Genomic DNA, 13525 nt, shown 5'->3' on the forward strand with positions numbered 1-13525 from the left:
GCCTCTTGGCTTCACTTTTTAATCTCTCCTTGCAGCGCTTTATTTATAACCGGAAGAATTAAGAAATCATAATTTGAGAAAAAAAGCTATCCATTACTGGATAGCTTCTGCTGTCTGTTTGAAATGATGCGCTTGCGTAAGTAACTCTTTCGCATGCTCTGTCGTTAAATCTGTAATTTCAACACCAGAAATCATTCGAGCAATTTCTGTTACTTTTTCATCCGTACTTAACACAGCAACCGATGTAATCGTCCGATCATTCGCCACTTGTTTTCTAATAAATAAATGCGAGTCCGCCATTGAAGCCACTTGAGGTAAGTGCGTAATACAAAGTACTTGCGAGTTCACTGATACACGATAAATTTTTTCTGCAATAGCCTGTGCAACCCGACCACTCACACCCGTGTCCACCTCATCAAAAATAACAGATGCAACACCTTGATGCTTAGAAAAAATACTTTTTAAAGCTAAAATAATACGAGATAACTCTCCGCCAGAAGCGACCTTTGAAAGTTGCTTTAACGGTTCACCTGGGTTCGTTGAAATATAAAACTCCACATGATCGTAGCCATCCGCCGTAAGTTTTACCGGTGTTCCTTCTACAAGCGGATCTTCTATACTTCCTTCCCGCTTCGTAATTCTTACTTCAAATTTCGTTTTTTCCATATATAGTTCTTTTAATTCTTGATGAATAGCACTTGTAAGATGATCCGCAAGCCCATGGCGCATATCACTTAACAACGTTGCTTCTTTCAAAATCACGCCTTCTAGTTCTTTTAATTTCTTTTTCGTCGTTTCAATATGTACGTCTTTATTTTCAATCGTAAAAATCTCTTGTTCAATTTTATCAGCATACGCTAAAATCTCTTCTACAGTATTTCCATACTTTCTCTTTAACATACGGATTTCATTCAAACGTGTTTCAATTTCATCTAGACGTTTCGGATCATATTCCATCATATCTAACTTTTCTCTAAGCTGGTATGCAACTTCTTCTAATAAGTAATAACTATTTGCAATTGAATCATGATTTTCTTGATACGCTTCATCTAAGTGCGTAATACTCTCCATTTGTCCCATTGCATTTCTTACGTGATCTAATCCCTGCCCGTCCCCACTTAACGAACGATACGCATCTCCTAATGCTTTATAAATCTTTTCAAAATTGGAGATTTTTAATCGTTCCTCTGTCAATTCATATTCTTCATCCATTTTTAAATCCGCCTTACGAATTTCTTCATGTTGGAATTGAATTAAATCTAGACGATGGGCCATTTGTTGTTCATTTTCACTTAAAGATTTCAGCTGTTTTTTTAACTTCTCATAGTCTGTATATACATTTTGATATATGTCCAATTGTTTAACAATCCGATCTCCATCAAAATGATCAAGCATAAACATATGACGCTCTTCGTTCATTAAATCTTGTGTTTCATGCTGTCCATGAATATCAACTAGCGTTTTTCCAATCTCTTTTAATATGCTGAGTGTAACAAGTTTCCCATTTACACGACAGACACTTTTTCCATTCGCAGCGATGTCACGCTTCAAAATAATCATGCCATCTTCTATTTCTATATCTAACTCTTCTGCCTTTTCAATACATGGATGCTTGTCATCTTCTACATAGAATAATCCTTCTATCTCAGCCTTTTCTGTTCCATATCGAACAAATTCTGCTGAACCACGGCCACCAACAAGCAAACTAATCGCATCAATAATAATGGATTTCCCAGCTCCTGTTTCACCACTTAAAACGGTTAAACCTTTTTGAAAAGAAATATTTAATGCCTCAATAATAGCAAAGTTTCTGATCGATAATTCCGATAACAATGCCCCATTCACCTCGTTATAAACTAATCCCCTATTAAGGGCTTTTCTCAGTATTCTTCATTCAAATAGTTATACTATATGTTTGTATGTACAAATTACTCTTCTAACCCGCTCCATTGTACCAAACATTCGTTTTACGGGTCAATCCACCTATTTTCTAACTTTATTCAAACAAAATATTATATTACAGTTACAAATTCATATTTTTAGCCAATAAAAATATCTTGTTTACTTTCCACTTTACAGAGGAAAGCAAACAAGATTTTTCTTTTACAGCATATTTAAGAAACGATCAGAGACAACACCTGTATCTTCAGGTGTACGGCAAATAATTAAGCAAGTATCATCACCACAAATGGTTCCGATAATCTCATCCCACTCTAAATGATCAATAAGTGCCCCAAGTGAATGAGCGTTACCAGGCAATGTTTTTAGCACAAGCATATGTCCTGCCGTGTCTAATTTTACAAATGAATCCACTAGATTTCGTTTTAATTTTTGCAACGGGTTAAATCGTTGATCTGCTGGCAAGCTATATTTATAGCGACCATCATTTAACGGCACCTTCACTAAGTGCAGTTCTTTAATATCGCGCGATACTGTTGCTTGCGTTACATTAAACCCCACATTACGTAAAATATCAACTAGTTCATCTTGTGTTTCAATTTCTTTATTCGCAATAATTTCCCTGATTTTAATATGGCGCTGACCTTTATTCATACATTTGCACCTCACACTATCTCTTACCATAGTTTAAACATTGGTATACTTCACTTATTTATGTTAACGTATAATCCGTTACTTGTACACAATTGTTTTTTACAATCATTATACGATTACACCAAAAAGAGGAACAACATATGTTATTCCCCTTTTCCTTTTTGTTTTAGAACATCATGTGCTTCTGTAACAACTTGCTCAATAGAAACCGGAGAATGATTTTCGCCATTCTCACGCTCACCGTGCCACTTTAAATGAATTAAAAATTCAATATTTCCATCCCCGCCTGTAATTGGTGAGAATGTTAAACCTTCGACATCATAGCCTTCCTTAAGAGCAAAATCGACAATCATTTCCACGACAGCTTCATGCACTTTTCTATCACGAACAATGCCTTTTTTCCCGACTTGTTCTCGTCCAGCTTCAAACTGAGGTTTAATTAATGCAGCAACATCACCATTTGGCGTAAGCATGGTTTTTAAAACCGGCAATATAAGCCTTAATGATATAAATGAAACATCAATACTTGCAAACTGCGGTAAACCACGCTCTAAATCTGCCGGTGTCACGTAACGGAAGTTCGTTCGTTCCATCACAACAACACGCTCATCTTGACGCAATTTCCACGCAAGTTGATTATATCCTACATCTAATGCATAAGATAACTTCGCCCCATTTTGAAGCGCACAGTCTGTAAAACCACCAGTTGATGAACCAATATCTATCATAACTTTATCTTGTAAATCAAGTTGAAATGTTTCTAATGCCTTTTCAAGCTTATAACCACCACGGCTTACATACGGCATAACTTGCCCTTTCACCGTAATCTCCGTATCTTGCGAGATTTTCTCCCCTGGCTTATCGAGTCTCATTTCATTCGCATATACAAGACCTGCCATAACAGCACGTTTAGCCTTCTCACGTGTTTCTATAAGTCCTCGCTCTACTAATAGTACATCTACTCTTTCTTTTTTTACGCTCATTTGTTACGCCCTTTTTTGTTTTGATGGAATCATTGTATGAATACGGTCTACAACAGCATCTGTCGTTAAACCAATTTCTTCTAACAGTTTTGTTACACTACCATGCTCTATGAAGCGATCAGGAATACCCATTCGTTCAATTAAAGCACTATGGTATCCGTTCTCAGAAGCAAATTCAACTACTCCAGTTCCAAAGCCACCGATTAAACAAGCCTCTTCAATCGTTAAAATCGGTATATTTTTTCCTAAAAGCTCATGTAAATATGCTTCGTCCATCGGCTTAATAAAGCGAGCATTCACTACTTTCACTGATACTCCAGCTTGTTCAAGTCGATCAGCTGCCTCCATTGCCATCGGGATTGTCGTACCAAACGTTAAAATTGCTGCTTGTGTGCCTTCTTTTAACGTTTCCCATGTACCAATTGGAATCGCCTTTAATTCTTCATCCATTTGAACGCCAAGTCCATTGCCGCGTGCATAACGTAAAGCAATCGGTCCATCTTCGTATTGCATCGCTGTATATACTAAATGTTGTCCTTCATTTTCATCTTTCGGCATCATAATCACCATATTCGGCAAATGACGTAAAAACGAGATGTCAAATACACCTTGATGCGTTTCACCGTCTGCTCCAACTAATCCAGAACGATCTATTCCAATGAAAACATTTAAATTTTGACGACAAATATCATGAACAACTTGGTCATATGCTCTTTGTAAAAACGTTGAATAAATTGCTAAGAATGGCTTCATTCCTTGCGTTGCCATACCAGCTGCCATTGTTGTAGCATGCTGCTCTGCAATACCTACATCGATCATACGATCCGGAAATTCTTTTTGGAATTTCTCAAGTTTCGATCCAACAGGCATTGCAGGCGTAATTGCAACGATACGTTCATCCGTTCTCGCTAGCTTAAGCACTGTTTCACTAACAACAGCACTCCATGCTGGTGCAACTTCCTTCGGTTTAACGAAGTCGCCTGACTCAATTTTATACGGTCCTGTTCCATGCCAAGTTCCAATAACGTCACTCTCAGCTGGTTTATAACCTTTTCCTTTTTTCGTAATAACATGAACAAGTACTGGGCCTTTTGTTTTCTTTGCATATTGCAACGTTTCGAATAACTTTTCATAATCATGCCCATCGACCGGACCTAAATATGTAAAGCCTAATTCTTCAAAAAAGACGCCTGATACTAGTAAATATTTCAGACTATCTTTTATTTTCTCTGCTGTCGCAGCCACTTTCCCACCGACTGCTGGGATTTTCTTCAATATATACTCTAGTTCATCTTTCACCCAATGATATTTCCCTGCGGTACGTAAACGACCAAGTACATTATGAAGTGCACCGACGTTCGGTGCGATTGACATTTCATTGTCATTCAAAATGACAATCATGTCTGTTTTTTCATGCCCAATATGGTTCAATGCCTCTAAAGCCATTCCGCCTGTTAAAGCACCATCTCCAATGATTGGTATAACATAGTCTTCCGTTTTCTTTAAATCACGTGCAAGCGCCATTCCCATCGCAGCAGATAGTGACGTCGAGCTATGACCAGTTTCCCAAACATCATGCTCACTCTCGCAGCGTTTCGGGAAACCACATAGACCTTGATATTGTCTTAATGTGCCAAACTCTTTCGCACGCCCTGTTAAAATTTTATGTACATAGGATTGATGTCCTACATCCCATAAGAATTTATCTTTCGGACTATCAAATAATTTATGCAGAGCAATTGTGAGTTCTACTACACCTAAATTAGGTGCAATATGTCCACCTGTTTGAGAGAGCTCTTCAATTAAAAACTTACGAATATCCTCACTCAATCCCTCTAGTTCACTGATAGACATATCTTTCAAAAAACTAGGGTTTTGAATTTGCGTTAGATCCACATGGATCACTCACTTTCATTTCATAATCTGTCAACATGTCAAATATTATAAGAAACATTTACATAGTACAAGAAATTCTCTTTTCTATTCTTTTATCTTGTCCTGATTTCGGAAAACACTTCCATTTTTCTTTACTTATCATATTACAAATCGAATTTCTTTGCACGATGAAAAAAATAGCCGCTAACACGAAGTGATAACGGCAATGTAATCTACATATATTTTTGCCAATAACAAGAAAAGAAAAACCTTTTCCTACATTTATATCATAAAATGCTGAATGACTCAACAAATGAAAACGCTGTTATATTAGTTATTACGTTTTGCGATTAAATCACAAATAGCTAGTAAATATTCATCTTGTAATTGTAAGGAGCTAATAGAATCTTTTGCTTTTGCAATTGTCTCCTCTAAAATAGATTTTGCTCTATCTACAGTAAATAACGTCGTATATGTGCTCTTTTCGTTGGAAGCATCACTGCCAATCGGTTTTCCAATCTCTTCTTCTATTCCTTCTACATCCAAAATATCATCTCTAATTTGGAAAGCTAGACCGATATATTTCGCAAATGCAAGTAACTTCTCTTCTTGCTCTTCTGTAGCATCAGAAATTATCGCTCCTGCAAGTACAGCAAACTCAAGCAGTTTACCTGTCTTATGCCTATGGATGTACTCTAATTCATTAATTGTAAGTCGTTTTCCTTCAGCTTCCATATCTGCCACTTGTCCAGCAACCATTCCTTCAGGTCCTGCTGCTTTCGCAAGCTCAAATACAAGTCTTACTTTTTTTTCAGCAGAGATTTCTTTTTGCTCATATGCCATAATAACTTGAAAAGCATACGTCAACAAACCATCTCCTGCTAAAACTGCCATTGCTTCACCAAATACTTTATGATTTGTAGGCTTTCCTCGTCTTAGATCATCATCATCCATACAAGGTAAATCATCATGAATTAATGAATATGTATGAATCATTTCAAGGGCACAAGCTGCACCCACTCCAAGATTTCTTTCTTTCCCAAACGCTTGTAACGTTGCAAATAAAAGTAACGGGCGGAGACGTTTCCCACCCGCTTCCAAAGAATATGCCATCGCTTCACGAAGCACATTTGGACATTGTAATTCATTTGCATAGCTTACAAGCTTTTCTTCTACGAAAGTTTTACTCTCTTTCAAAAAAGCATCAAAAGCTATATGTGTCACTATGCTTCATCTCCTAAAGCAGTAAACGGTTTAAGCTCTCCATCTTCCCCAAGGATAACTGCCATTTGTTCTTGTACATCTTTCAATTTTTCATCACAAAGCTTAGATAATTCCATGCCTTCTTTAAAATAAGAAATCGCTTCCTCTAAAGGTACATCACCTTGTTCAAGCTTAGAAACGAGATGCTCAAGCTGCGAAATTGCTTCTTCAAAGCTTAACTTATTTTCCATTATTCAATTCACGCTCCTCTATGCTTGATACGCTACAATCTAGTATTCCATCTTGTAATTGAACCGAAACAGCATCTCCAAGGCTAACATCTTTCACGCTTTTTAATACTTGTTTCTCTTCATCGTATACAAGCCCATACCCTCTCATCATTACTTTAAGCGGGCTTAATACCTCAAGCTTTTGAGCCGCTCTCACAAATACGAACTCTTTCGTTTGAAGTAATGTTTGCATTTCACGTTGCAACTGCTTTTGCAACGTTTCAATTGCCGTTTTCGTTTGTATAATTTTTTGAGATGGGTGGTGCTTTTCTAAATAAAATGAAAGTTGCTTTAATTGATTTACTTTTTTATCTATATAACGCTCTTTCGCTAAAACAAGTTGTTCAAGAGCCCTGTCTAACTGCTCTTCTTTTTGCTCGTACACTTGCCTTGGATAACGGAACGCATAAGATTTTTGTAACACTTGCAGTTTTTCTTCTTTTTTATGTACTCTCTCTCTCATTGCTCTTTGCAATCTCAGAGTTCTTTGTAATACCTTTTCTTGTAACTCTATAGTATTAGGGACCGCCAGCTCAGCTGCTGCAGTCGGTGTTGGTGCACGTAAATCTGCGACAAAATCTGCAATTGTAAAATCTGTTTCATGGCCTACAGCCGAAATAATCGGAATCTCACTTGTAAAAATTGCTCTTGCAACTACTTCCTCATTAAAGGCCCATAATTCTTCAATAGAGCCTCCACCACGTCCAACAATTAAAACATCAATATCTCCCATTTCATTCGCTGTACGAATTGCTTGTACAATCGAGGGAGCTGCTGACTCCCCTTGTACAAGTACAGGAAACACAATAACATTTCCAATTGGATAACGACGTTTAATTGTTGTTATAATATCGCGAATTGCTGCTCCTGTTGGCGACGTAATTACACCTATTGTTTTAGCATACGGAGGAATTATTTTTTTATAAACTTGAGAAAACAAACCCTCTTCCTCTAAACGAACTTTTAATTGCTCATAAGCTAAATGCAAGTTTCCAATTCCATCAGGCTGCATGTCTTGAATATAAATTTGATAAGAACCACTCGCCTCGTAAACAGAAATCTTTCCTTTTACAAGTACTTTCATTCCATTTTCCGGTCTGAATTTAATGTTACGATTATGACCCGCAAACATAACCGCTGCAATTCTTGCATTTTCATCTTTCAATGTAAAATACATATGACCACGACTATGATATTTAAAGTTGGAAATTTCTCCTTTTAACCAAACAGACTGTAAATGCGGATCATACTCTATTTTTGTTTTAATATAGCGTGTTAATGCTGTAACGGTTAAATATTGTTTCTCCATTGCTCTCTCCTCATAGCCGATTCAAATTATTGACAAACAACACCTGCACGCTTTGCAGACTCCACAGTGTTGTGAAGAAGCATTGTAATAGTCATTGGGCCGACTCCTTTTGGCACAGGCGTAATGTAACCTGCAACGTCTAATACATTGTCAAAATCAACATCACCACAAAGTTTGCCTGTTTCTAAACGGTTAACACCAACATCAATTACAACCGCACCTTCTTTAATATAGTCAGCTGTTACTATTTTCGGTCGTCCAACGGCTACGATTAAAATATCAGCTAACTTCGATAATTCTTTTATATTTTGCGTCTTAGAATGACAATATGTGACAGTTGCATTTTCATTTAAAAACAGTTGCCCCACTGGTTTACCAACAATATTACTTCTTCCAATTACAACAACATGTTTTCCAGAAATATCAAGATTCGTTTCTTTTACTAATTCTAAAATGCCATGCGGTGTACATGGAAGGAATGTGTCTTGCCCCGTCATCATACGTCCTACGCTGATTGGGTGAAATCCATCTACATCCTTTTCCGGTGAAATTCTTTCAATGATAGCTTTTTCTTCAATATGTTTTGGTAAAGGTAATTGTACCAATATGCCATTAATGCGGTCGTCTCCATTTAAGCGATCGATTTCAGCAAGCAAACGCTCCTCAGTAATCGTTTTAGGAAGTTCAATTAGCTCTGAATATATTCCTACTTGCTCACAGCCTTTTTCTTTTCCTTTTACATAAGAACGAGATGCTGGATCTTCTCCAACTAAAATAACTGCTAATCCTGGTACAATCCCTTGCTCTTTTAACTTCACAACTTCTTCTTTTAATTGTGCTCGTTTTTTCTCCGCAACTTCATTTCCTTTGATGATTACTGCTACCATTTTAAGTTTCCCCCTTAAAGAAATTACAGTGTATCTTTTATATTAGATAAAACGCCGTTAATAAAACGACGAGATTCCTCATCCCCAAATGTTTTTGCGATTTCAATTGCTTCGTTAATTGTTACATTGTGCGGAATCTCTTCCATGTATTTCATCTCACACACAGCTACACGTAAAATACTGCGATCAACAATACTAATACGCTCAAGCTTCCACTTTTTTAAGTTTTGACGAATTGCTTCATCAATCGCTTCTTTGTTGTCTACAAATCCTACAACAAGTGATTCTAGAAACTCATTTGTTTCTTCACCTTCATCTAGCGTATTTTCCACCGCTACCTTCGGTTCTAATTCTCCTGTAATATCCATTTGATATAATGCTTGCATTGCTCTTTCTCTAGCCGTCCTACGTTTCATTGTAACTCTCCTTTATACTTCAAGTCTTTCCTTATGCTTTGTTATATTATTATAATTTATAAGCCGTCAATTCACTTACTCTTGCAGTTTTCATTGATTTTCCAACCTTATAATACAATGATAATAACACAATTTATCGTTTCACACACGGGGTACAAGGCTGAAAAATAATAAAAAGATTAACTTCAAGTTCCATATCTTATCACAATGTACGTTTTTTGGAAAAATGAAACATTCCCTTTTATATTTCTTATTTTTTGAAATAGTATAATAATTAGAGGGTTTTAATTTGTGAAGAAATGACACGATAAAAAAGATGCCTATTTTACTAGGCACCTTTTTCACTCTTACACTGGTTCGATTTCTGTTTTTTGTGTTTCGAATGTTACGCCAACGATGTGAACATTCACTTCTTTTGGCTCAAGTCCTGTCATTGTAAAGAGTGCTTGGCGAATATTGTCTTGAATTTTTTGTGCAACAACCGGAATTGCTACACCAAAATACATCACAACATAAAGGTCAACAATAATATCTTCGTTTGCTAATTCAACCTTTACACCTTTACCATGATTTTTTTTACCTAACTTCTCAACAACATCTGTAGCAAAATTACCACGCATTGCCGCTACACCTTCTACTTCAGCAGCTGCAATACCTGCAATTACTTCGATTACTTCTGGTGCAATTTCTACTTTTCCAAGAGTTGTATCTTGACCCATATCTAACATATGTTCAGCCATGAAAAAAACCTCCTTTAATGTATCACTGCGTCACAAGTTCATGCTCTTCCAAAAATTTCGTGTTAAACTCACCTTTTACAAAATCAGGATGATCTAGCAATTGCAAATGGAACGGGATTGTTGTATGTACGCCTTCAATGACAAACTCACTGAGCGCTCGCTTCATTTTTGCAATTGCCTCTTCACGTGTTTTTCCGTGAACAATTAATTTAGCAACCATCGAATCATAGAAAGGTGGTATTGAATATCCCGGATATACAGCTGAATCGACGCGAATACCAAATCCGCCTGGCGGTAAGTACATTTCTACTTTACCTGGAGATGGCATAAATTTTTTGGCAGGGTTTTCCGCATTAATTCGACATTCCATTGCCCAACCATTAAATTGTACTTCTTCTTGCTGTAACGATAACTTTTCTCCAGAAGCAACAAGAATTTGTTCTTTAATTAAATCCATCCCTGTTACCATTTCAGTAACTGGATGTTCAACTTGGATTCTCGTATTCATCTCCATGAAATAAAAGCTTTTCGTTTTATATTCATAAATAAACTCAACCGTACCAGCACCTGTATAATCAACCGCTACCGCCGCTTTAACTGCTGCGTCACCCATTTGCTTGCGAATATTCTCATCAAGTGCAGGTGATGGACTTTCTTCTAATAGTTTTTGCAGGCGGCGCTGAATTGTACAATCACGCTCTCCTAAATGAATGGCATTTCCATGTGTATCTGCCATTATTTGAATCTCAACATGGCGGAAATCTTCAACGTACTTCTCCAAGTATACACCAGGGTTCCCAAAAGCGGTACTGGCTTCTTGCTGTGTAATTTGAATTCCTTTTACAAGCTCTTCTTCATGGCGCGCAACACGAATACCTTTTCCACCGCCACCTGCAGTCGCTTTAATAATAACTGGATATCCAATTTGATTAGCAAGCTCGATCGCTTCTTCGGTATTTTTAATAATCCCTTGTGAACCTGGTACAATCGGAACCCCTGCTTCTTTCATTGTATCACGTGCAACGTCTTTTGTGCCCATCTTTGAAATAGCTTCTGGACTTGGACCGATAAAAATCAAGTTACACTCACGGCATAATTCTGCAAAATCTGCATTCTCTGCTAAAAATCCATATCCCGGATGAATTGCATCACAACCTGTTAATTTCGCAACACTAATAATGTTCGTCAAATTTAAATAGCTTTCTTTTGAAATCGTTGGTCCAACACAATACGCTTCATCTGCAATTTGCACATGAAGTGACTCTTTGTCTGCTTCTGAATAAATTGCAACTGTTTCAATATCCATTTCTTTACAAGCACGAATGATTCGTACAGCAATTTCCCCACGATTGGCTATTAATACTTTTTTTATCATCACAAAGACTCCCTTATTACGCTTTTACAAGAAATAGCGGTTGTCCATACTCAACGAGCTGTCCGTTATTAACAAGAATTTCAACAATTTCGCCCTCTACATCTGCGTCAATTTCGTTAAATAATTTCATAGCTTCAACAATACATACAATAGAATCTTTCGATACTCTGTCCCCAACACTTACATATTGAGGTGTATCAGGCGAAGAAGAGGAATAAAATGTCCCTACCATCGGTGATGTGATTTTATGTAGGTTTTCATTTTGAACCGCTTTCTTCTCTTCTTGTTTTGGCACTTCTACTTGCGCTGCCGCTACCGTTGTTTCAACTTCAACAGGTGCTACTGGTTGCACGACTTGTTTTGCTACAGGTGCTTGCACCGCAACAACTTCATTACCACGTTTTTTCATTTTGATTGTTGTACCGTCTTTTTTGTATTCAAATTCATCAATATTAGAGCTATCAATTAATTTAATTAATTCACGAACTTCTTGAATTTTAAACATGTAAAATCCACTCCCATACTCTTGTTTGTCCCGTTTTTACAGATTCTCGTCACTAAAACTAGACTGACTGTAAAAATACGATGTACTCTATTAGAAAATGCATTTCATTTACTAATAGAAATATTTACTATTTCCATCTTACGATAAATTTTTTAAACATTCCAATTTATATTTCTTTATTATAAATCGAAATTCCTGTAAAAATATTATTCCACTAAAAAATTATCACCTAGTAATAATACCAAGTTTCACACAAAATTGGCAAGACCACTCCCTAAAAAACATTCTTTACTTTTTCAAAACTGTACAGTGTAAAAGCGTAATCCCCTCAGCATTCTTCATTTTATCTACAGTGAGAAAACATATTTTTACCAAATATTATTTTTTTGTTTACGCGCCGTTCATTCTTCCTTCATAAAAGAATAGTATGTTCAAAGTGTAGAAAATTTATTGTAGTGAGGTGCGGACATATGATATGGCTCATCCTGTTCTTGCCTGCCGTAGTGATTTGGGCATTTGTCCTCTTCATCCACGTCAAATCCGGAAAAAGTAATCACCATCATCACGAACCATTAATCTTTTACTCACAGCGTATTTCCCCGTTTCCATTTGAAAATACTAAATACAACTGCAAAGATGAAATAGAAAAAAGCTATCGAAAACGATAGCTTTTTTCTATTATTCTTTTATCTAACTTGAAGTAAAAACACCTATTATAATTAATATGCCCCTTTATTTTACTGATGGATCAAATTTCACACCTACATCTTTAGAGCCACCTTCACTTCTTACGAGCTGAATAATTTTATTCGCTTCTTTTTGTGAATGCTTTGCCGATTTAACTGTTACTTTAATGTCCGTTCCATCAGCTCTTACAAGAGCATCTTTATATCCACCTTGAGATTTAATCACTGTTTCAAGTAATTGTTGCTTCGTTTCCATTGTAGTGATTGCATCAAGATTATCTTTCGCTTTACTCTTTTCTTCTGCTGAAGATTTTGATGACTTCATTACATTTTGCAACTTTTCTTTCTCTACACTACGCTGATCTTCCATTTGCATACGTAACGCTGTGAAATTCTCATCACTTGATTGAACTGATACGCTAGCCTCTTTTTTACTTGTTTCTTTTTTATCATTTTCTTTTTTGTCTGTTTCTTTATTTGTAGTTTCCTTGCTTGTACTTTCTTTTGTTGTCTCTTTATTTGTAGTTTCTTTCGTTGTTTCTTTTGTAACTGCGTTGTCAGTACCTTGCTTTTCTTGCCCAATTTTTTCACCTGTTGTTGGTGCTGCTGTATTCATTTTGTCAGGAGTTGTTACGTAATAAACAGATAGTACAACCACTAAACTTAACATCGTTAATAGCCAAACCGTTTGTTTTTTTAACAC

The 13525-nt window shown here is 36.5% G+C and carries 14 protein-coding genes; 1 reads left to right on the plus strand and 13 read right to left on the minus strand.

Annotated features, from left to right (window positions below):
- Positions 1-93 precede the first annotated feature (93 nt).
- The 12 genes from recN to accB all read right to left on the minus strand — a co-directional run bounded on the left by recN (position 94) and on the right by accB (position 12136).
- Complete coding sequence (recN, locus tag QUF93_RS22060; RefSeq protein WP_289360198.1) at positions 94-1833, minus strand: DNA repair protein RecN; 1740 nt, start codon at positions 1831-1833, stop codon at positions 94-96.
- A gap of 270 nt (positions 1834-2103) precedes the next feature.
- Positions 2104-2553, minus strand: coding sequence for an arginine repressor ArgR (argR, locus tag QUF93_RS22065; RefSeq protein ID WP_002122414.1), 450 nt, complete (start codon positions 2551-2553; stop codon positions 2104-2106).
- Between the two features lie 143 nt (positions 2554-2696).
- Positions 2697-3536: a TlyA family RNA methyltransferase gene (locus tag QUF93_RS22070; protein ID WP_002122416.1), complete on the minus strand. Its 840-nt coding sequence runs from the start codon at positions 3534-3536 to the stop codon at positions 2697-2699.
- A gap of 3 nt (positions 3537-3539) precedes the next feature.
- Entirely contained in the window at positions 3540-5432 is a 1893-nt protein-coding gene (gene dxs, locus QUF93_RS22075) for a 1-deoxy-D-xylulose-5-phosphate synthase (protein WP_289360199.1), read from the minus strand.
- Between the two features lie 309 nt (positions 5433-5741).
- Complete coding sequence (locus tag QUF93_RS22080) at positions 5742-6635, minus strand: polyprenyl synthetase family protein (protein ID WP_289360200.1); 894 nt, start codon at positions 6633-6635, stop codon at positions 5742-5744.
- The gene (gene xseB / locus QUF93_RS22085; RefSeq protein WP_000428422.1) at positions 6635-6865 is read right to left on the minus strand and encodes an exodeoxyribonuclease VII small subunit; all 231 of its coding nucleotides are present in this window, start codon (positions 6863-6865) and stop codon (positions 6635-6637) included. Before xseB ends, QUF93_RS22080 begins: the two co-directional genes overlap by 1 nt.
- On the minus strand, positions 6855-8213 hold the full coding sequence (gene xseA / locus QUF93_RS22090) for an exodeoxyribonuclease VII large subunit (RefSeq protein WP_002122424.1): 1359 nt from the start codon (positions 8211-8213) through the stop codon (positions 6855-6857). The genes xseB and xseA overlap by 11 nt, the downstream gene beginning before the upstream one ends.
- Positions 8214-8239: 26 nt before the next feature.
- Positions 8240-9100 carry a bifunctional methylenetetrahydrofolate dehydrogenase/methenyltetrahydrofolate cyclohydrolase FolD gene (gene folD / locus QUF93_RS22095; RefSeq protein ID WP_289360201.1) on the minus strand — a complete coding sequence of 287 codons (861 nt, stop codon included), beginning with the start codon at positions 9098-9100 and terminating at the stop codon, positions 8240-8242.
- Positions 9101-9123: 23 nt separating this feature from the next.
- Positions 9124-9516 (minus strand): N utilization substance protein NusB, encoded by a 393-nt coding sequence (gene nusB / locus QUF93_RS22100; RefSeq protein WP_002122428.1) that lies wholly within the window; start codon positions 9514-9516, stop codon positions 9124-9126.
- 347 nt (positions 9517-9863) lie between these two features.
- A complete protein-coding gene (locus tag QUF93_RS22105; protein ID WP_000807630.1) occupies positions 9864-10256 on the minus strand; it encodes an Asp23/Gls24 family envelope stress response protein in 393 nt (130 codons plus the stop codon).
- A 22-nt stretch (positions 10257-10278) separates the two neighbouring features.
- On the minus strand, positions 10279-11631 hold the full coding sequence (gene accC / locus QUF93_RS22110) for an acetyl-CoA carboxylase biotin carboxylase subunit (RefSeq protein ID WP_002122429.1): 1353 nt from the start codon (positions 11629-11631) through the stop codon (positions 10279-10281).
- Between the two features lie 16 nt (positions 11632-11647).
- Positions 11648-12136, minus strand: a complete 489-nt coding sequence (gene accB, locus QUF93_RS22115; protein ID WP_289360202.1) for an acetyl-CoA carboxylase biotin carboxyl carrier protein — start codon at positions 12134-12136, stop codon at positions 11648-11650.
- A gap of 470 nt (positions 12137-12606) precedes the next feature.
- On the opposite strand from accB, the gene QUF93_RS22120 reads away from it, so the two are divergent.
- A complete protein-coding gene (locus tag QUF93_RS22120) occupies positions 12607-12804 on the plus strand; it encodes a DNA recombination protein RecO (RefSeq protein WP_080018468.1) in 198 nt (65 codons plus the stop codon).
- Between the two features lie 64 nt (positions 12805-12868).
- Here the strand turns inward: QUF93_RS22120 and QUF93_RS22125 are convergent, their stop codons facing one another.
- Entirely contained in the window at positions 12869-13525 is a 657-nt protein-coding gene (locus QUF93_RS22125; RefSeq protein ID WP_289360203.1) for a SpoIIIAH-like family protein, read from the minus strand.

The sequence above is a fragment of the Bacillus hominis genome, assembly GCF_030348325.1.
Classification (GTDB): Bacteria; Bacillota; Bacilli; order Bacillales; family Bacillaceae_G; genus Bacillus_A; species Bacillus_A hominis.